Origin of the sequence: [Enterobacter] lignolyticus SCF1, from assembly GCF_000164865.1 — a bacterium.
Taxonomy (GTDB): Bacteria; Pseudomonadota; Gammaproteobacteria; order Enterobacterales; family Enterobacteriaceae; genus Enterobacter_B; species Enterobacter_B lignolyticus.
The window spans coordinates 4,219,081-4,238,787 of sequence record NC_014618.1 but is presented as its reverse complement, the minus strand read 5'-3'; the positions used below and the strand labels follow the sequence as shown (position 1 = coordinate 4,238,787).

Below are 19,707 nucleotides of genomic sequence, written 5' to 3'. Positions count from 1 at the left end.
CAATGCGAATATTTGTTTACGGCAGTTTGCGACGCAAGCAAGGCAACAGCCACTGGATGACGAACGCCCAGCTCCTGGGCGCGCACAGCGTTGACGATTATCAGCTGTACAGCCTGGGCCACTATCCAGGCGCGGTGCCGGGAAACGGCACGGTACAGGGTGAAGTTTATCGCGTCGACGCCTCCACGCTTGCCGAGCTTGATGCGCTACGTACCAAAGGCGGGGAGTATGCTCGCCATTTGATTCAGACACCGTATGGAAGTGCATGGATGTATGTGTACCAACGCCCGGTCGACGGGTTAACGCTGATTGAAAGCGGGAACTGGTTAGACAGGGACGAGTACTGATAAACAACGCCACCTTCGGGTGGCGTTGTTTTTTATGATTCAGAGCGCCTGACGCAGCTTAAAGACGCTGACCGTTTCCAGCAGCGTTTCCGCCTGGCGGTGCATCGCCTGCGCCGCGGCTGACGACTCCTGCGACAGCGTCGCGTTCTGCTGTGTGGCGGTATCCATATGCGTGACGGCGATATTCACCTGATCGATCCCGGTGCTCTGCTCATGGCTGGTCATTGAGATGGCCTCCACCAGCTCATTTACCCGCTTAACGCTCTGCAGGATCTCCTCCATCGCCGACCCGGCGTTTTGCACCTGGGCGTTACCGTCGGCAATGCGGTTAACCGAATTATCAATAAGATGGCGAATATCCTGCGCTGCTGAGGCCGAGCGCTGCGCCAGCGCGCGGACTTCCGCGGCCACGACGGCGAATCCCCGGCCCTCGGCGCCTGCGCGCGCGGCTTCTACCGCGGCGTTAAGCGCGAGAATATTGGTCTGAAAGGCGATGCTGTCGATCACGCCGATGATATTGTTGATTTCGCTAGAAAGCTGGTGGATCTCGCTCATCGTTTGCACCACGCGCTCCACCGCCTGACCGCCCTGACCGGCAATTGCGCAGGCGTCGCGGGCGATTTCGCTGGCAAAGCGTGAGTTATCGGCATTGCTTTTCACGACCGACGTCAACTGCTCCATCGAGGCCGCCGTTTCCTCCAGCGCGCTGGCCTGCGCCTCATTGCGTGACGACAGTTCGCGGCTGCCGACGGCAATCTGCGCGGAGGCGGTGGCGATAGATTCCGTGCCGCGCCGCACCCCGGAAACGATCTGCGTCAGGTTGGCGTTCATGTCCTGCAGGGCCTGCATCAGCCCCGCCGTTTCGTCTTTACCGGCAACGGCGATAGTGGCCTGCAAATCGCCTGACGCTACGCGCCGGGCGATGGTGACCGCCTGCGCCAGCGGCTGGGTAATGCTGCGCACCAGCCACCAGGTAATGGCGATGCCGGCCAGCAGGGTGAGCGCCATCGCCAGCAGCAGCATCAGCCGGGTCTGCTGAAACTGCGCCAGATTGCGCGCGTCGGTTTGCTGATGAATCGCCTCGGCGTGTTGCAGCGTACGGGCAACAACCTCGTCTATCATACGGGTGGGTTCGCGATCGATGCCGGTTACCAGATGGTCAACGCGCTGCGGGCTGCCCGGGTCGGTAATTACGTATTGCTGCAGGGCGGCAAGGTAGCGTTGTTCAAGCCCGGCGTGCAGCTGGCGGGTTTGTTCCACTGCGCGGTTGTCGAGACCCAACTGCGGCAGCAGGTCGCTCAGCTGTTTGAGCAGCTGCTGGGTTTTCTGGCTCTGGCTGATAAACGCCGCTTTGTACTTCTCAAACGCCTCCTGGCCCTGGCCGCCGCGCAGCAGGGTGTTTTTCCACTCCTGGACCTGAATCTTGAATTGTACCTGGGCGTTGCGGGCGGTATCAATACTGTCGGCAAGCCGTTTCTCAGACGCCATCATCGCCTGGTTTTGGCTAAAGCTGTTGCTGTTGATAACCAGCCCGCGCAGGCCGATAAACAGCATTGCCAGTAATAGCAGCGTGGCCATCAGGCCCAGCCGTTGGCCGATGGTCAGTTGATTCAGTTTCATGCTTTTGCAGTTCTCACGGTGAATGACTGCCACAGATATCGTCACGGCGGGCGGGGACTTTACCGCATACGGAAGGGGATTTGCGTCGGTTTGCGTTATGTCGTTAAAAACGAGAGAGTTATTTAGTTATGACAATTTTATGACAGCGCTAAATTTCGCCAGCGGCTGCTGAAAACAAAAACACCGCCCGGAGGCGGTGTTTTCGGGACGAGCAGAATTATTTCTTCTGCGCGCGCTCGTAGGAGGCAATGATTTCCGCTTTTGCAGCTTCAGCATTGTCCCAACCGTCAACTTTCACCCACTTGCCTTTTTCGAGGTCTTTGTAGTGCTCGAAGAAGTGCGCGATCTGCGCTTTCAGCAGTTCCGGCAGGTCGTTCACATCTTTGATGTGATCGTACTCTTTGCTCAGCTTGGTGTGCGGCACCGCAACCAGCTTCGCATCTTCACCGGCTTCGTCGGTCATCTTCAGAACGCCGACCGGACGGCAGCGGATCACAGAGCCCGGCTGCAGCGGGTACGGCGTCGGGACCAGCACGTCTACCGGGTCACCGTCCAGAGACAGGGTGTGGTTGATGTAACCGTAATTGCACGGATAGAACATCGCGGTAGACATGAAGCGGTCAACAAACAGCGCGCCGGTGTCTTTATCAATTTCGTATTTGATAGGATCAGCGTTAGCCGGGATCTCGATAACAACGTAGATATCTTCTGGCAGTTCTTTGCCCGCCGGGACGTTCAGTAAGCTCATGTTTGTTTCCTTAGAAATGTGTGGCAAACAAGTGGCGGGTATTATAGCCAACTCAGGGTAAATGTCTTCGCTTCTTTTCGCGCCGCACGGCGCGCCGCTTCGTTTTTCCTCGCCTTTTTGCAGTCGAAAAATCCATAAACATAGCTACATCATGAATACGGTTGTGAAAGCGCTTACAAATCAAGTTTTCACTTTTATGAAGTGTGATGTAACGCATCTTGTTACATCGACCTTTGTCTATAGTTTTTCGGCAGGTGACGTTTTCATCAACAATAACCCTACGAGGATACCCTTATGTGGAAGCGCTTACTTCTTGTCTCCGCTGTTTCCGCAGCTATGTCGTCTATGGCGATGGCTGCGCCATTAACCGTAGGATTTTCCCAGGTCGGTTCTGAATCAGGCTGGCGCGCCGCCGAAACCAATGTGGCGAAAAGCGAGGCTGAAAAACGCGGCATCACGCTGAAAATTGCCGACGGTCAGCAAAAGCAGGAAAACCAGATCAAAGCCGTTCGCTCTTTTATCGCCCAGGGCGTTGACGCCATCTTTATTGCCCCGGTGGTGGCGACGGGCTGGGAGCCAGTGCTGAAAGAGGCCAAAGAGGCCAAAATTCCGGTGTTCCTGCTCGACCGCTCCATTGATGTGAAAGATAAATCGCTGTACATGACCACCGTGACCGCCAACAACGTGCTGGAAGGCCAGCTTATCGGCGACTGGCTTATCAAAACCCTCAACGGCAAGCCCTGCAACGTGGTTGAGCTGCAGGGGACGGTCGGCGCGAGCGTGGCCATTGACCGTAAGAAAGGCTTCGCTGAGGCTATCGCCAAAGACCCGAACATTAAGATTATCCGCTCCCAGTCCGGCGACTTTACCCGCAGCAAGGGTAAAGAGGTGATGGAGAGCTTTATCAAAGCGGAAAACAACGGCAAAAACATCTGCATGGTTTTCGCCCATAACGACGACATGGTGATCGGCGCGATTCAGGCCATCAAAGAGGCGGGGCTGAAGCCCGGCACAGATATCCTGACCGGCTCAATCGACGGCGTACCGGATATCTATAAGGCGATGATGGACGGTGAAGCCAACGCCAGCGTTGAGCTAACGCCGAACATGGCGGGCCCGGCGTTTGACGCGCTGGAAAAATACAAAAAAGACGGCACGATGCCGCCGAAGCTGACCCTGACCCAGTCGACGCTCTATCTGCCGGATACGGCGAAGGTGGAGTTAGAGAAGAAGAAAAATATGGGCTACTAAGCGTCTGCGTCTTCTCCCCTCGGCGGGGAGAGGGCTCGGGTGAGGGGAATCGACGATGACCGCTGACACGCACCAGGAAATCCTCCGCACCGAGGGGCTCTGCCAGTTCTTTCCCGGCGTAACGGCGCTGGATAATGTGGATTTCAGCCTGCGCCGCGGTGAAATTATGGCGCTGCTGGGGGAAAACGGCGCCGGAAAATCGACGCTTATCAAGGCATTAACCGGCGTTTATCACGCTGATCGCGGCACCATCTGGCTCGAAGGCCAGGCGATCTCCCCAAAAAACACCGCCCATGCGCAGCAGCTGGGGATCGGCACAGTCTATCAGGAGGTGAACCTGCTGCCCAATATGTCGGTAGCGGATAACCTGTTTATCGGCCGCGAACCGCGGCGCTTTGGCTTTCTGCGCCGTAAAGAGATGGAGAGGCGCGCCGCAGCGCTGATGGCCTCCTACGGATTTTCTCTTGATGTCCGCGAGCCCCTCAACCGCTTTTCCGTCGCCATGCAGCAGATTGTGGCTATCTGCCGCGCTATCGATCTTTCCGCCAAAGTGCTGATCCTCGACGAACCCACCGCCAGCCTCGATACCCAGGAGGTGGAGATGCTGTTTACCCTGATGCGCCAGCTGCGCGCCCAGGGCGTCAGCCTGATCTTCGTCACCCACTTTCTGGACCAGGTTTATCAGGTCAGCGACCGCATTACCGTGCTGCGCAACGGTAGCTTTGTCGGCTGCCGCGAAACCCGCGAGCTGTCGCAAATCGAGCTGGTAAAAATGATGCTGGGGCGCGAGCTGGAGAATAACGCCCTGCAGCGCGCCGGGCGTACGCTGCTGAGCGACAGGCCGGTAGCGGCGTTCAGCGGCTACGGCAGAAAAGGGGTGGTCGCGCCGTTCGATTTACAGGTCCGCCCAGGCGAAATCGTCGGGCTGGCGGGCCTGCTTGGCTCCGGGCGTACCGAAACCGCCGAGGTTATTTTCGGCATCCGGCCGGCCGACAGCGGCCGCGCGGAAATCAAGGGCAAGCCGCAGACGCTGCGCTCGCCGCGCCAGGCCTCCTGCCTGGGGATCGGTTTTTGTCCGGAGGATCGTAAAACCGACGGCATCATTGCCGCCGCCTCGGTGCGCGAGAACATTATTCTGGCGCTACAGGCGCAGCGCGGCTGGCTGCGGCCGATCCCGCGCCGCGAGCAGCAGGAGATAGCGGAACGCTTTATCCGCCAGCTGGGGATCCGCACGCCCGGCGCCGAGCAGCCGGTGGAATTTCTCTCCGGCGGCAACCAGCAAAAGGTGCTGCTTTCCCGCTGGCTGCTGACGCGCCCGCAGTTTCTGATCCTTGACGAGCCGACGCGCGGTATCGATGTCGGCGCGCACGCGGAGATTATCCGGCTTATCGAAACCCTGTGCGCCGACGGGCTGGCCCTGCTGGTGATTTCGTCGGAGCTGGAGGAGCTGGTGGGCTATGCCGATCGGGTGATCATCATGCGCGACCGTCGGCAGGTGGCGGAGATCCCGCTGACGGCGCTGTCCGTTCCGGCCATCATGAATGCTATTGCGGCATAAGGAGCGCGATGTGATGCCACACTCTCTACCACAAACCGGCAAACCTGAACGGCGGCTGCGTTTGCCTACGGGGATGCCGCAGCTGGCGGCGCTGGCCCTCGTGCTGCTGGTCGACAGCCTCGTGGCGCCGCATTTTTTCCAGGTGGTGCTGCAGGACGGGCGGCTGTTCGGCAGCCCTGTCGATATTCTTAACCGCGCCGCGCCCGTTGCGCTGCTGGCTATCGGTATGACGCTGGTGATCGCCACCGGCGGTATCGACCTGTCGGTAGGGGCGGTGATGGCTATCGCCGGGGCGACGGCGGCGTCGATGGTGGTGGCCGGACACAGCCTGCCGGTGGTGCTGCTGGCCGCGCTGGGGACCGGCGTGCTGGCGGGGCTGTGGAACGGTATCCTGGTCGCTATCCTCAGGATCCAGCCATTCGTCGCCACGCTCATCCTGATGGTGGCCGGGCGCGGCGTGGCGCAGCTGATCACCACCGGGCAAATCGTCACTTTCGACTCCGCTTCGCTGGGCTGGATAGGCAGCGGTTCTCTGCTGTTGTTTCCCACACCGGCGATCGTCGCGCTGGCGACGTTGGTTATCTTCTGGCTGTTCACCCGCAAAACCGCGCTCGGCATGTTCATCGAGGCGGTCGGCATTAATATTCGCGCCGCGAAAAACGCCGGGGTGAATACCCGCATTGTGGTGATGCTGACCTACGTGCTGAGCGGCGTATGCGCCGCCGTTGCCGGGGTGATTGTCGCGGCGGATATTCGCGGCGCTGATGCCAATAATGCCGGGCTGTGGCTGGAGCTGGACGCCATCCTGGCGGTGGTGATCGGCGGCGGTTCGCTGATGGGCGGGCGCTTTAACCTGCTGCTGTCGGTGGTGGGGGCGCTGATTATTCAGGGGATGAACACCGGGATCCTGCTGTCGGGTTTTCAGCCGGAGCTGAATCAGGTGGTGAAAGCGGTGGTGGTGCTCTGCGTGCTGATCGTGCAGTCGCCGCGCTTTATCCGCTTACTTAAAGGAGCGCGCGGTCATGATAAAACGTAACCTGCCGTTGATGATCACCCTCGGGGTGTTTATCCTCGGCTATCTCTACTGCCTGACCCAGTTTCCGGGGTTCGCTTCCACCCGGGTTATCTGCAACATTCTGACCGATAACGCGTTTCTCGGGATCATCGCCGTCGGCATGACCTTTGTGATCCTCTCCGGCGGGATCGATCTCTCGGTGGGTTCAGTGATCGCCTTTACCGGCGTGTTTCTGGCGAAAGCGATCGGCTTCTGGGGGCTATCGCCGCTGGCGGCCTTTCCGCTGGTGCTGGCGATGGGCTGCGCTTTTGGCGCGCTGATGGGATTTTTGATAGACGCGCTGAAGATCCCGGCGTTTATCATGACGCTTGCCGGGATGTTCTTCTTACGCGGCATAAGCTATCTGGTTTCTGAGGAATCTATCCCGATCAACCACCCGCTGTACGACCGATTGTCCGATCTGGCGTGGACCCTCCCCGGCGGCGGACGTCTGAGCGCGATGGGGCTGCTGATGCTGCTGGTGGTGGTGGTCGGGATAGTCCTGGCCCATCGCACGCGGTTTGGCAACCAGGTGTACGCCATCGGCGGCAGCGCCGCGTCGGCGAACCTGATGGGGATCTCCACCCGCAGCACCACCATCCGGATTTACATGCTGTCGACCGGGCTTGCTACGCTTGCCGGTATCGTCTTCTCCGTTTATACCCAGGCGGGATACGCGCTGGCGGGGGTTGGGGTTGAGCTCGACGCGATAGCCTCGGTGGTGATTGGCGGTACGCTGCTGAGCGGCGGCGTGGGGACGGTGCTGGGCACGCTGTTCGGCGTTGGCATTCAGGGGTTGATTCAGACCTACATTAACTTTGACGGCACCCTTAGCTCGTGGTGGACCAAAATCGCCATCGGTATTTTGTTGTTTATTTTCATTGCCCTACAGCGTGGTTTGACCGTGCTGTGGGAAAATCGCCAGAGTGCGCCGGTAACGAGGATAAACACAGCGGCAACACTGAAGTAACATCTTTAATTTACTGAAAGCGCTAAACTTTTTCCGGTTGTAGTCGATAGTTTCTGTAAAGATCGGATCAACCTCTACAACCGGAAAACTCACAATGCCCATATCCCTCTCTGTTCGAACAAGTCTGCTGGTTCTATTGTCTGCGCTTACTCTGCTCTTATTGCTGGCGGGCGGCATGGGGCTGTACGCCTCGACCCGCATCATTACCTCCTGGGTTTACTATGGAGTGATGACGGCGACAACGCTTGCGGCGATCGGTCTGCTGCTGGTGATTTGGTTACTGCTGAGCAATAAGCTGTTAAAACCGCTGGACAACGTTGTTGAGCAAATTGAGCGGCTTGCGACGGGCGATTTATCCCCGGTGGCCAGCCGTATGGTCAGCGCGGAATTTAATCGCCTTAATGCCGCGATGGGCGATATGCGCGCGGCGCTAAGCGAATCCGTCATGCGCGTGCGCGACGCCAGTTCGCAAATCGATATTGGCAGCCGCGAGCTGACGGCGGGCAACAACCACCTGGCGCAGCGTACGGAGTCTACCGCCACCTCGCTTGAGCAGACCGCCGCCAGCATGGAGCAGATTACCGCGACGGTGAAGCAGAATGCGGACAACGCCGGGCAGGCGCACCAGATGGCGAAAACGGTCTCCGATACCGCCGATCGCGGCAGCGAAATGGTCTGCTACGTCATCGAGAAGATGCGCGATATCTCCGGCAGTTCTAACCGTATCGCCGATATTCTTGGCGTTATCGACGGCATTGCCTTCCAGACGAATATTCTGGCGCTGAACGCCTCGGTTGAAGCGGCGCGGGCGGGCGAACAGGGGCGCGGTTTCGCGGTGGTTGCCGGTGAGGTGCGTAACCTGGCAAGCCGCAGCGCCGATGCGGCAAAAGAGATTCGCCAGCTCATCAGTGATTCCCAGACCCACGTCAGCGAAGGCAGCGATCTGGCGCAGCAGGCGGGGGAAACCATGGACGAAATCGCCTCTGAGGTGATGCGGATGACCAAACTGATGCGCGAAATTGCCAGCGCTTCTCAGGAGCAGAGCCGGGGTATTGAACAGGTGAACATTGCGGTGAGCCAGATGGATGAAACCGCGCAGCAGAATGCGGCGCTGGTGCAGCAGTCGTCGGCGGCGACCCGATCGCTGGAGGAACAATCCCGCGAGCTGCTGGAGGCGATGGCGTCGTTCCGTTTCCAGGCCTCCTGAGGAATTGCCCCTTTCCCCGGCGGGGAGAGGGGCAGGGGCGCTTTTACGCGTCCGGGTATTCGCGGATAAAGCGTTCGACGTCGTCGACCATATGCTCAGTGCCGACGAAGAACGGGCGGCGCTGGTGCAGGCTTGACGGCAGGATATCCAGAATGCGTTCTTTACCGTCACTGGCCTTACCGCCCGCCTGTTCGGCGAGGAACGCCATCGGGTTGCATTCGTACAGCAGGCGCAGTTTGCCTTCAGGATGGCTGGCGGTGCTTGGGTAGAGGTAAATCCCGCCTTTCAGCAGGTTACGGTGGAAATCCGCAACCAGGGAACCGATATAGCGCGAGGTGTAAGGACGCTGAGTGGCTTTGTCCTCTTCCTGGCAGAACTTAATGTACTTTTTCACACCCGCCGGGAATTTGATGTAGTTGCCTTCGTTAATGGAGTACATGTTGCCTTTTACCGGGAAGCGCATGCGTTCCTGGCTCAGGCAGAAAACGCCCAGCGACGGGTCGTAGGTAAAGGCATGAACGCCGCAGCCGGTGGTATACACCAGCATGGTGGAGGAGCCATACACCACATAACCGGCCGCCACCTGCTTGTTACCAGGCTGCAGGAAGTCTTCTTCCGTTACCGGCGTACCGACCGGAGTAACGCGGCGATAGATGGAGAAAATGGTGCCGACAGAGACGTTAACGTCGATGTTGGAGGAGCCATCAAGCGGGTCCATCAGCACAACGTATTTGGCGTGTTCACAGCCTTCGAAAACGACGATCTCATCTTCTTCTTCCGACGCGATACCGGCCACGATATCGCGCGCCCGCAGCGCAGCTTTCAGCTTTTCATTGGCGAACAGGTCGAGCTTTTGTTGCACCTCGCCCTGTACGTTTTCAGCACCGCTGGCACCCAGGATATCGACCAGACCGGCCTTATTGATATCGCGGTGGATGATCTTGGCGCCGAGCTTTATCGCCGACAGCAAAGCAGTGAGTTCACCCGTGGCATGCGAAAACTCGTGCTGCTTTTCGACAATAAATTCACCTAACGTTTTCATAACACTTTCCCTGCAATTTATATGGAGTAAAGCGACCGCAACAATCTTAACAAATATTTCATCCGTCGCGCTCAGGTGAATCGCGCCAGCTAAATACGGATTTACCCGAAATGCGTTTCTCAGCCGTCTCACATGTGGGTAAAATGTGCGCCAGCTAAAAGAAAGGATAATGACGTATGCGCATTCATATTTTGGGGATCTGTGGCACCTTCATGGGCGGTCTGGCAATGCTGGCGCGCTCTCTGGGCCACGAAGTAACGGGTTCGGACGCCAATGTGTATCCGCCGATGAGCACGCTGCTGGAGCAGCAGGGTATTGATTTAATTCAGGGTTATGATGCCAGCCAGCTCGATTCGCAGCCGGATCTGGTGATCATCGGCAATGCGATGACCCGCGGTAATCCGTGCGTCGAAGCGGTGCTGGAAAAGAACATTCCGTACATGTCCGGCCCGCAGTGGCTGCACGATTTCGTGCTGCGCGATCGCTGGGTGCTGGCGGTAGCCGGTACCCACGGTAAAACCACCACCGCCGGGATGGCGACCTGGATCCTCGAAGCCTGCGGCTACAAGCCCGGCTTTGTCATCGGCGGCGTACCGGGGAACTTCGACGTCTCCGCGCGGCTGGGCGACAGCCCGTTCTTTGTTATCGAAGCGGACGAATACGACTGCGCCTTCTTCGACAAGCGTTCCAAATTCGTCCACTACTGCCCGCGCACGCTCATCCTCAACAACCTTGAGTTTGACCATGCGGACATTTTTGACGACCTGAAAGCCATTCAGAAACAGTTCCATCACCTGGTGCGCATCGTGCCGGGGCAGGGACGGATTATCTGGCCGGAAAGCGACATCAATCTGAAGCAGACGCTGGCGCTGGGCTGCTGGAGCGAGCAGGAGCTGGTCGGCGAGCAGGGCCACTGGCAGGCGAAAAAAATCAGCACCGACGCGTCCGAATGGGAAGTATGGCTGGACGGTGAAAAGGTCGGCGAGGTGAAGTGGGGCCTCGTCGGCGAGCACAATATGAACAACGGCCTGATGGCGATTGCCGCCGCGCGTCACGTTGGCGTGCAGCCGGGCGATGCGGCCCAGGCGCTGGGTTCGTTCATCAACGCCCGCCGCCGTCTTGAGCTGCGCGGCGAAGCCAACGGCGTTGCGGTGTATGACGATTTCGCCCATCACCCGACGGCGATCCTCGCCACGCTGCAGGCGCTGCGCGGCAAAGTCGGCGGTACGGCGCGGATTATCGCCGTGCTGGAGCCGCGCTCCAACACCATGAAAATGGGCGTGTGCAAAGACGATCTCGCGCCGTCGCTCGGACGCGCCGATGAGGTGTTCCTGCTGCAGCCGCAGCATATTCCGTGGCAGGTAGCGGAAGTGGCGGACGCCTGCGTCCAGCCTGCGCACTGGAGTGCTGACGTGGATACGCTGGCGGACATGATTGTCAAAACCGCGCAGCCGGGCGATCACATTCTGGTGATGAGCAACGGCGGGTTTGGCGGTATCCACCAGAAGCTGCTGGCTGGCCTTGCGAAAAAAGCCGAAGCCGCAGAGTAAAAAAAAGCCCGGTGCTTAACCGGGCCTGTATTTTGCGTGATTCTGTAGGCCGGATAAGGCGTTTACGCCGCCGTCCGGCACAAAATCGCAGCGGCTTACTCGCCGTTTTCCGCCAGTTCGCGCAGATACTGGAAAATCAGGCGCGCGGACTTCGGCGGCTTGTTCCCGTCCCGCTCTTTCTGTGCATTGCGGATAAGCGAACGCAGCTGCTGGCGATCGGCCTCCGGCCACAGGTTCAGCACTTCCGCTACCGCATCATCGCCGTCGACAATCAGGCGATCGCGCAGATGCTCCAGCTTATGGAACAGGGCGACCTGCTGGTTATGGCGGTTTTTCAGCTTATCCAGCGCCTGGCGAATCGGCTCGACGTCGCGTTGACGCAGCATTTTGCCAATCAGCTGCAGCTGGCGGCGGCGGCCCTCTTTCTTGATGCGCTGCGCCAGCTCAATCGCGGCGCGCAGATCGTCATCCAGCGGGATTTTATCCAGCGCGTTTTTACCCAGCTCAACCATTTCTGCGCCGAGCTGTTTTAACTCTTCGGCGTCGCGTTTAATTTCGCTTTTGCTGACCCAGATAATCTCATCATCTTCATCGTCGATGTCGTCACCGGGCACGTCGTCGAGCCAGTCTTTGGGCTGCTTTGTCATCTCAGGCTCCTTAAAAAAGAGGCTCATGTTACCAGTTAAGGTGCGCACTGAAAAACGGTTCTCTGTTAGACTTCACTAAACTTACCTCTACATTATGGCATTAGCGATGAAAGTCATCACTCAGGTAGCAGAACAGCGTAAAGCGCTGGAAAAGGCCGTCTCCACCGCGCTGGAGCTGGCGGCAGGCAAATCTGATGGCGCAGAAGTATCGGTCACCAAATCGACCGGGATCAGCGTCAGCACGCGCTACGGCGAAGTGGAAAACGTTGAATTCAACAGCGACGGGGCGCTTGGCATTACGGTTTACCATCAGAACCGTAAAGGCAGCGCATCGTCGACGGACTTAAGCCCGGACGCCATTGCCCGCACCGTGCAGGCGGCGCTGGATATCGCGCGCTACACCTCGCCGGATCCGTTCGCGGGCGTCGCGGAAAAAGAGCTGCTGGCGTTTGACGCGCCGGATCTCGACCTCTTCCACCCGGCGGAGGTGACCCCGGATCAGGCCATTGAGCTGGCGGCGCGCGCCGAGCAGTCGGCGCTCGACGTCGACAAGCGCATCACCAATACCGAAGGCGGCAGCTTTAACAGCCATTACGGCATCAAGGTGTTCGGCAACAGCCACGGCATGCTGCAAAGCTACTGCTCCACGCGCCATTCGCTTTCAAGCTGCGTGATTGCCGAAGAAAACGGCGAGATGGAGCGTGACTACGCCTATACCATCGGCCGCGCCATGGGAGATCTGCAAAATCCGGAGTGGGTCGGCGCCGAGTGCGCCCGCCGCACGCTGTCTCGTCTGTCGCCGCGCAAGCTTGCCACCATGCAGGCGCCGGTGATTTTCGCCAACGAGGTCGCGACCGGCCTGTTCGGCCATCTGGTGGGCGCGATTGCCGGCGGCGCCGTATACCGTAAATCGACCTTCCTGCTGGACTCCATGGGTAAACAGATCCTGCCGGACTGGCTGACCATCGAAGAGCATCCGCATTTGCGAAAAGGGCTGGCGTCCACGCCGTTTGACAGCGAAGGCGTGCGCACCGAGCGTCGCGACATCATCAAAGACGGCGTGCTGACCCAATGGCTGCTGACCAACTACTCCGCGCGCAAGCTGGGGCTGAAGAGCACTGGGCACGCGGGCGGCATCCATAACTGGCGCATTGCGGGCCGCGGCCTGAGTTTTGCAAAGTTGCTTAAAGAGATGGGAACCGGCCTTGTGGTGACGGAGCTGATGGGCCAGGGTGTAAGCGGCATTACCGGCGACTATTCCCGCGGCGCGTCAGGCTTCTGGGTGGAAAACGGCGAGATCCAGTATCCCGTCAGTGAAATCACCATTGCCGGAAATCTGCAGGATATGTGGCGTAATATCGTCACCATCGCTGATGATATTGAGACTCGTAGCAATATCCAGTGTGGTAGTGTACTGCTGCCGGAGATGAAAATCGCCGGGCAATAAATGCATATACCGGCGCGACCTGCTGCGCCTTTAAAAACAAAAAGGAAGTGAGCAATGCGTAAACAACTTTTGGCTATTCTGGCGGTATCAACGCTTGCGATGGGGGCTGCGGCTCCGGCGTTTGCGGATATCGGCGACGATATGGAAGTCCTGGCGACAAACCTGAAAGTGGTGCAGAAAAGCGACAACGCGGGCGAGCTCAAAACCGCGCTGACCAAAATGCGCACCGCCGCGCAGGACGCCCAGAAGCAGACGCCGTCGAAGCTGGAAGGTAAAGCCGCCGACAGCGCGGAAATGAAAGATTACCGCCACGGCTTTGACACGCTGATCGGGCAGATCGACAGCGCGCTGAAGCTCGTTGATGAAGGCAAGCTGAAGGAAGCCCAGGCGGTGGCGGCCGATATCGCGGCCACCCGCAACACCTACCATCAGAAGTACCGCTAAATCCTTCTCGCCCCGTGCAGCGCAACGGGGCGTTTTCTTCGCGTTTCCTGCTTTTCCTTCATAAGAGACGCTTATTTCCTGCGATCCAGCGCACGCTTTTTCATTTTATTTTCCCGACGCAATTCAGCATCTTCACGTGATGTTCATCACAGTAATTTAGCGAAAAGTACGTATTCAGCCGAATTATGTGGAACAGATCACTCTTGCTGCCCGCCTTTCCACTTCGAAGTGGAAAACAACTCGCTACAAACCGACATCCCCCAGGGCTACGTTGTATATCAGACGCAATTAATGGGGTCAGATGAGTGAACAACGCAGTAGTGAATAACGACGTCGGGAATCGGACAGAAGAGCTTGCCACACGCATGCTGGGCGAGGTGTACAGCCTGCTCAAACGTCACGACATCATCCCGAACGCGGTCCAGGAGCAAATGCTGACATCGCATGTCCGCGCCATGGCGCACCGGTCGATTACCGGTGAGCCGCTGCCGGAAGTCGAAGCCAGCCTGTTCGAAGAAATTTCACCCGATTCAATGACGCTTGCCCGCGAAGTGGTCGCCGCATTCGGCAATCTTCCGGATGAAGAGGCCTGGCTGCTGTCAGTGCACTTCGAAGTGGCGAAAGAAAACCTGTAAGGAGCAAAACATGGAACAAATTACCGTAGTGATTGGCGATCGTCTGGGCAAAGGTCAGAAAGTCGCCGCAGGCGTTGAGAAAGCGGGCGGCCGCGCCGTTGTAGTGCCAGGCGTTGCCGCAGATATGAAGCTTGGCGACGTAATGAAAGCGGAAAACGCGACCTTCGGCATCTCGTTTTGCGGCAGCGGCGGCGCAGGCGCTATCACCGCGCAGACCAAATACGGCTACAAGGCGAAGTACGGCATGCGCTCTGTGGATGAGGGCGTAACGGCGATTAACGAAGGCTGCAACGTGCTGGGCTTCGGCTTCATGGATAAAGAAGAGCTGGGCGAGCGTCTGGTGCAGGCCTGGCAGAAAAAATACGGCGCTTAAGTATGAAAGAACAATTCACCACAACGGTGAGGGTCAAGGGCAAAGGCGAGGCCAAAGCACGCGCCTTTGCGGATGCCCTGAGCCATGTTCAGGCCGCGGTGATGAAAGCATCGCCGCATATCTTACTGCGTATTGAACCCCAGGATGTGGAGGTGATTCATGCGCGGGAAGCGGTGCGAAAAGAGGCGTTCTTGTTCTTCTTTCTGCGCCGGGAACGACGCACGTTCAGCGTCGAACTGGATGTAACCGTCAGCGTGACTGCGCTAAACCTCGACAAGGTGGAGTTCGTCACGTCTCAATAACTCATACCCGACGCGCTGGCGGCTCTGGCGACAGATAGCAGGGTAGGAAAAGGGCAGACACATGTTCTTAATTATATTAATAAAATCGCTCATTATCGGCGGCCTGGTAGGCGTCGGCGTGGGCGCAGGCGCTGCGCGCATGTTTCATGCACCCACCACGCAAGGGATGGGGGCATTTCGTACTTTGGGCGAACTCAACTCCTGCGAGGGCGACCCGGCTTCACACTTCTCTTTTGGTCTCGGCTTCTTCTTTAACGCCTGGGCATCGTCGGTCGCCGCAGGCGCCTTCACCCAGGACGTTGACCACCGCATTATCCCGAACTGGGGCGCGGCGGCGCTGATGATGAAAAACCGCAACGTCGCGCAAACGCTGCACGACCCGAAAAAAATGGCTATCGCCTGCGGCATCATCGGCATGATTGTGGTGGCGTTCCTTAACTCCACCGCCTCCGCCGTTCCGGCGGCGCTGCAGGTCACGGCGGTCAAAGTGCTGGTACCGGCGGCCAACCTGCTGGTCAACACCGTGATGCCGGTTATCTTCTGGCTGGCGGCGATTGACGCGGGTAAAAAATCCGGCTTCTGGGCCACCATTTTCGGCGGCGCCGCGCAGCTCATTATGGGCAACGCCGTCCCGGGCCTGGTGCTGGGCATCCTGATTGGTAAAGGCGTTGAAGAGAGCGGCTGGCATCGCGTCACCAAAGTGATGATGTCCGCGATCGTCGCCCTGTTCGTGCTGAGCGCCTTCTTCCGCGGCTTCGACATGAAGATGATCGAATCCTTCCACCTGACCGTGCCGAACTGGCTGGATCTGATTCACAACGCGCTGAGCGGCAAATAAGGGGATAACGCATGGAACAGAATAAAGGTTTTTGGTACGCCGACTGGTCGTTCCCGATTTTTGTCGGTCTGCTCTCCTCCGGCGTGTTTGCCGGGACGCACATGTACTACCTCTACGGTATCGGCGCGTTTAACGAAGTCGCCTTCGTGGCGATGCTCAAAGCCGGTATCGACACGGGCGCCTACGGCGCGGTCGCGGCGTTCGGCGCGAGCTTCCTCTTCGCGCGCATCATCGAAGGCTCGCTGGTCGGGATCCTCGATATCGGCGGCGCGATCCAGACCGGTGTCGGCCTCGGCGTTCCGGCGCTGCTGCTGGGCGCCGGGATCGTCTTCCCGGTAGCGAACTTCGGCGCGTCGCTGGTCACCGGTCTGGCGATTGGCCTGGCGATCGGCTACGTCATCATCCTGGCGCGTAAGTTCACCATTAACCAGAGCGACTCCACCTACGGCGCGGACGTCATGATGGGCGCGGGCAACGCCTCCGGCCGCTTCCTTGGGCCGTTGATTATCCTCAGCGCCATGACCGCGTCGATTCCTATTGGTATCGGCTCTCTGGCCGGCGCGCTGTTGTTCTATATCTGGCAGAAGCCGATCACCGGCGGCGCCATTCTCGGCGCGATGATCCTCGGTTCCATCTTCCCGGTGGCGATCGGCTAAGGTCTGCAAGGAGTAAGAGATGTTTGATTTAGTGCTTAAACGCGCGCGCCTGGTGGACGATACGGTAACGGATATCGCCATTCAGGGCGGCAAAATTGCGGCAATGGGCGATATCGACGAGGCGGCGACGAAGGTCGTCGACCTCAACGGCGAGCAGTACGTCAGCGCCGGGTGGATCGATCTTCACGTCCACTGCTACCCGCAGTCGCCGATTTATCACGACGAGCCGGACAGCGTGGGGATCGCCACCGGCGTCACCACGGTTATCGATGCGGGCAGCACCGGCGCGGATGATGTGGATACCTTCTACGCGCTGACCCGCCAGGCGGTCACCGACGTTTATGCGTTGCTCAACATCTCCCGGGTGGGGCTGATTGCGCAAAACGAGCTGGCGAATATGGAGAACATTGACGCCGATGCCGCCGCCGCGGCGATTAAGCGCCACCCTGATTTTATCGTCGGCCTGAAGGCGCGGATGAGCAGCAGCGTGGTGGGCGAGAACGGCATTACGCCGCTTGAGCGCGCCAAGGCGATTCAGCAGGCCAACGGCTCTCTGCCGCTGATGGTGCACATCGGCAACAATCCGCCAAACCTGGATGAGATAGCCGCGCTGCTGACCTCCGGCGACATTATCACCCACTGCTATAACGGCAAACCGAACCGTATCCTGACGCCCGCAGGCGAGCTGCGCGCTTCGGTGTCCGGCGCGCTCCGGCGCGGCGTCAGGCTTGACGTCGGCCACGGGACGGCGAGCCTGAGCTTCGAGGTGGCGAGAAAAGCCATCGCGATGGGCATTCTGCCGCACACCATCAGCTCCGATATTTACTGCCGCAACCGCATCAGCGGGCCGGTGCATTCGCTCTCAAGGGTGATGGCGAAATTCCTCGCCCTCGGCATGTCGCTGCCGCAGGTGATTGCCTGCGTCACCACGCACGCCGCCGACGCGGTACGGCTGAAAAACAAAGGGCATCTGGCGCCGGGCTATGACGCCGATCTCACCATTTTCACCTTAAAACGCCAGCCTATCACGCTGGTGGATGCAGAAAACGACGCCCTGCAGGCGGACCAGGATCTGGTGCCGCTGGCCGCGATCCGCGCGGGTAAAGGGTATATGACCGAACAGGGGAGTGCAGAACATGCCTTCGATTTATGAGAAGTACCAGTTAAAACAAGTCATTAATACCTCCGGCCGTATGACGGCGCTGGGCGTTTCAACGCCGCGTCCGGAAGTGGTCGAGGCGGTGATGAACGGCATGAACCACTACTTCGAAATGAAAGATCTGGTCAACAAGACCGGAGAGTACATCGCGCGCCTGCTGGACGTTGAGGGCGCGACCGTGGTGTCCTGCGCCTCCGCCGGGATTGCCCAGTCGGTGGCCGCCGTCCTGGTGAAGGACAGCGACTGGCTGCTGGAGAACCTGCACAGCACGGTGATTGAAAACAACGAAATCGTGCTGCCGCGCGGCCACAACGTCAACTTTGGCGCCCCGGTCGGCACCATGGTGGCGCTGGGCGGCGGTAAGGTGGTCGAAGCCGGTTACGCCAACGAGTGCTCCGCCGATCAGCTGGCGGCGGCCATTTCTCCGCGTACGGCCGCCATTTTGTACATCAAATCGCACCACTGCGTGCAGAAGAGCATGCTCAGCGTCGAGCAGGCGGTGGTCGTAGCGCGTAAGCACAACGTACCGCTGATCGTCGATGCGGCGGCGGAAGAAGATCTGCAGTGCTACTACCGCTCCGGCGCGGATCTGGTTATCTACAGCGGCGCGAAGGCCATTGAAGGGCCGACCAGCGGTCTGGTCGTCGGCAAAACCCAGTACGTCGAGTGGGTAAAACGCCAGACGGCGGGCATCGGCCGCGCGATGAAGGTGGGTAAAGAGGGCATCCTCGGCCTGACCTGCGCCATCGAGCACTATCTGACGGCGGAAAAAGAGAGCGGCGCGCAGATGGTGGAAAAAATGACGCCGTTCATCGCCGCGCTGAACGCCATCGACGGCGTCTCAGCTCGCGTGGTCTGGGACAGCGCCGGGCGCGACATCGCCCGCAGCGAAATCAAATTTAACGAAGCCGTCACCGGCATCGCCACGGGCGAGCTGGTCAACGCGCTCAAGCAGGGCGAATACGCCATTTACTTCCGCGGCTACAAGGCCAACGAAGGCATTATTGAAGCCGATGTACGCAGCGTAAACGCGCAGCAGCTGGACATTGTGGCGCGCCGTATTGCGGACGTGCTGAACAAGGAGAAAAACGCATGAAGCTGACCCCGAATTTTTACCGGGACCGTGTTTGCCTGAACGTGCTGGCGGGGTCTAAAGCCAATGCGAGCGCCATTTACGAAGCCGCCGAAGGCCACGTGCTGGTCGGCGTGCTGTCGAAGAACTACCCGGACGTCGCCACGGCGGTCGCCGACATGCGCGAGTACGCGGCGCTTATCGATAACGCGCTGTCGGTGGGTCTTGGCGCAGGCGATCCGAACCAGTCGCAGATGGTGAGCGACATCGCCCGCGAGGTGCAGCCGCAGCACGTCAACCAGGTGTTCACCGGCGTGGCGACCAGCCGCGCGCTGCTCGGTCAGAACGAGACGGTGGTCAACGGTCTGGTGTCGCCGACCGGCACGCCGGGCATGGTGAAAATTTCCACCGGCCCGCTGAGCAGCAGGGCGCAGGACGGCATTGTCCCCATCGAGACGGCGATCGCGCTGCTGAAAGACATGGGGTGCAGCTCGGTGAAATATTTCCCGATGGGCGGCCTGAAGAGCCGTGACGAATATCAGGCCGTGGCTGAAGCCTGCGCCCGTCACGATTTCTGGCTGGAGCCGACCGGCGGGATCGATCTGGAAAACTACGGCGAGATCCTGAAAATCGCCCTCGACGCGGGCGTCAGCAGGATCATTCCGCATATCTACAGCTCGATCATTGATAAAGACAGCGGCGATACGCGCCCTGAGGACGTGCGCCGTCTGCTGGATATCACCAAAACGCTGGTGAAGTAGCGTCGATTGCCCCTCCCTCCTCTCCT

At 59.1% G+C, this 19,707-nt stretch carries 21 protein-coding genes; 17 read left to right on the top strand and 4 right to left on the bottom strand.

Annotated elements, in window-relative coordinates:
- The first annotated feature begins 2 nt into the window (after positions 1-2).
- Positions 3-347: a gamma-glutamylcyclotransferase family protein gene (locus tag ENTCL_RS19665; RefSeq protein WP_013367900.1), complete on the top strand. Its 345-nt coding sequence runs from the start codon at positions 3-5 to the stop codon at positions 345-347.
- Between the two features lie 39 nt (positions 348-386).
- On the opposite strand, the gene ENTCL_RS19660 is transcribed toward ENTCL_RS19665, so the two are convergent.
- Together ENTCL_RS19660 and ppa are read right to left on the bottom strand one after the other, a co-directional pair.
- Positions 387-1,967, bottom strand: a complete 1,581-nt coding sequence (locus ENTCL_RS19660; protein ID WP_013367899.1) for a methyl-accepting chemotaxis protein — start codon at positions 1,965-1,967, stop codon at positions 387-389.
- Positions 1,968-2,184: 217 nt separating this feature from the next.
- Positions 2,185-2,715 (bottom strand): inorganic diphosphatase, encoded by a 531-nt coding sequence (ppa, locus tag ENTCL_RS19655; protein ID WP_013367898.1) that lies wholly within the window; start codon positions 2,713-2,715, stop codon positions 2,185-2,187.
- A gap of 294 nt (positions 2,716-3,009) precedes the next feature.
- Here ppa and ytfQ point away from each other — a divergent pair, with 294 nt between their 5' ends.
- The 5 genes from ytfQ to ENTCL_RS19630 all read left to right on the top strand — a co-directional run bounded on the left by ytfQ (position 3,010) and on the right by ENTCL_RS19630 (position 8,755).
- Positions 3,010-3,966: a galactofuranose ABC transporter substrate-binding protein YtfQ gene (gene ytfQ, locus ENTCL_RS19650; RefSeq protein WP_013367897.1), complete on the top strand. Its 957-nt coding sequence runs from the start codon at positions 3,010-3,012 to the stop codon at positions 3,964-3,966.
- A gap of 55 nt (positions 3,967-4,021) precedes the next feature.
- A complete protein-coding gene (ytfR, locus tag ENTCL_RS19645; protein ID WP_013367896.1) occupies positions 4,022-5,524 on the top strand; it encodes a galactofuranose ABC transporter, ATP-binding protein YtfR in 1,503 nt (500 codons plus the stop codon).
- A gap of 10 nt (positions 5,525-5,534) precedes the next feature.
- Positions 5,535-6,560, top strand: coding sequence for a galactofuranose ABC transporter, ATP-binding protein YtfT (gene ytfT / locus ENTCL_RS19640; RefSeq protein ID WP_157865563.1), 1,026 nt, complete (start codon positions 5,535-5,537; stop codon positions 6,558-6,560).
- Positions 6,547-7,548, top strand: a complete 1,002-nt coding sequence (gene yjfF / locus ENTCL_RS19635; RefSeq protein ID WP_013367894.1) for a galactofuranose ABC transporter, permease protein YjfF — start codon at positions 6,547-6,549, stop codon at positions 7,546-7,548. Before ytfT ends, yjfF begins: the two co-directional genes overlap by 14 nt.
- A 94-nt stretch (positions 7,549-7,642) precedes the next feature.
- Positions 7,643-8,755, top strand: coding sequence for a methyl-accepting chemotaxis protein (locus ENTCL_RS19630; protein WP_013367893.1), 1,113 nt, complete (start codon positions 7,643-7,645; stop codon positions 8,753-8,755).
- A 43-nt stretch (positions 8,756-8,798) separates the two neighbouring features.
- On the opposite strand, the gene fbp is transcribed toward ENTCL_RS19630, so the two are convergent.
- Positions 8,799-9,797 (bottom strand): class 1 fructose-bisphosphatase, encoded by a 999-nt coding sequence (gene fbp, locus ENTCL_RS19625; RefSeq protein WP_013367892.1) that lies wholly within the window; start codon positions 9,795-9,797, stop codon positions 8,799-8,801.
- A 176-nt stretch (positions 9,798-9,973) separates the two neighbouring features.
- Between fbp and mpl the strand changes: the two genes are divergently transcribed.
- Positions 9,974-11,347, top strand: coding sequence for a UDP-N-acetylmuramate:L-alanyl-gamma-D-glutamyl-meso-diaminopimelate ligase (gene mpl / locus ENTCL_RS19620; protein WP_013367891.1), 1,374 nt, complete (start codon positions 9,974-9,976; stop codon positions 11,345-11,347).
- A 95-nt stretch (positions 11,348-11,442) separates the two neighbouring features.
- On the opposite strand, the gene yjgA is transcribed toward mpl, so the two are convergent.
- On the bottom strand, positions 11,443-11,994 hold the full coding sequence (gene yjgA / locus ENTCL_RS19615; protein ID WP_013367890.1) for a ribosome biogenesis factor YjgA: 552 nt from the start codon (positions 11,992-11,994) through the stop codon (positions 11,443-11,445).
- A gap of 94 nt (positions 11,995-12,088) precedes the next feature.
- Between yjgA and pmbA the strand changes: the two genes are divergently transcribed.
- From pmbA to dagF, 10 genes are all read left to right on the top strand, one after another.
- The gene (gene pmbA / locus ENTCL_RS19610) at positions 12,089-13,441 is read left to right on the top strand and encodes a metalloprotease PmbA (protein WP_013367889.1); all 1,353 of its coding nucleotides are present in this window, start codon (positions 12,089-12,091) and stop codon (positions 13,439-13,441) included.
- A 54-nt stretch (positions 13,442-13,495) separates the two neighbouring features.
- On the top strand, positions 13,496-13,885 hold the full coding sequence (gene cybC, locus ENTCL_RS19605) for a cytochrome b562 (protein ID WP_013367888.1): 390 nt from the start codon (positions 13,496-13,498) through the stop codon (positions 13,883-13,885).
- A gap of 305 nt (positions 13,886-14,190) precedes the next feature.
- On the top strand, positions 14,191-14,520 hold the full coding sequence (locus ENTCL_RS19600; protein WP_013367887.1) for a glycine dehydrogenase: 330 nt from the start codon (positions 14,191-14,193) through the stop codon (positions 14,518-14,520).
- A 10-nt stretch (positions 14,521-14,530) separates the two neighbouring features.
- On the top strand, positions 14,531-14,893 hold the full coding sequence (locus tag ENTCL_RS19595; protein ID WP_008786042.1) for an SFCGS family glycine-rich protein: 363 nt from the start codon (positions 14,531-14,533) through the stop codon (positions 14,891-14,893).
- A 2-nt stretch (positions 14,894-14,895) separates the two neighbouring features.
- Entirely contained in the window at positions 14,896-15,195 is a 300-nt protein-coding gene (locus ENTCL_RS19590; RefSeq protein WP_013367886.1) for a DUF4312 family protein, read from the top strand.
- 61 nt (positions 15,196-15,256) lie between these two features.
- On the top strand, positions 15,257-16,033 hold the full coding sequence (locus tag ENTCL_RS19585; protein WP_013367885.1) for a DUF4311 domain-containing protein: 777 nt from the start codon (positions 15,257-15,259) through the stop codon (positions 16,031-16,033).
- Positions 16,034-16,044: 11 nt separating this feature from the next.
- Positions 16,045-16,689 carry a DUF4310 family protein gene (locus ENTCL_RS19580; RefSeq protein WP_013367884.1) on the top strand — a complete coding sequence of 215 codons (645 nt, stop codon included), beginning with the start codon at positions 16,045-16,047 and terminating at the stop codon, positions 16,687-16,689.
- A 19-nt stretch (positions 16,690-16,708) separates the two neighbouring features.
- A complete protein-coding gene (locus ENTCL_RS19575) occupies positions 16,709-17,842 on the top strand; it encodes an amidohydrolase/deacetylase family metallohydrolase (protein WP_013367883.1) in 1,134 nt (377 codons plus the stop codon).
- Positions 17,826-18,944 (top strand): DgaE family pyridoxal phosphate-dependent ammonia lyase, encoded by a 1,119-nt coding sequence (locus ENTCL_RS19570; RefSeq protein ID WP_013367882.1) that lies wholly within the window; start codon positions 17,826-17,828, stop codon positions 18,942-18,944. The genes ENTCL_RS19575 and ENTCL_RS19570 overlap by 17 nt, the downstream gene beginning before the upstream one ends.
- The gene (dagF, locus tag ENTCL_RS19565; RefSeq protein WP_013367881.1) at positions 18,941-19,681 is read left to right on the top strand and encodes a 2-dehydro-3-deoxy-phosphogluconate aldolase; all 741 of its coding nucleotides are present in this window, start codon (positions 18,941-18,943) and stop codon (positions 19,679-19,681) included. The genes ENTCL_RS19570 and dagF overlap by 4 nt, the downstream gene beginning before the upstream one ends.
- The last annotated feature ends 26 nt before the right edge of the window (positions 19,682-19,707 follow it).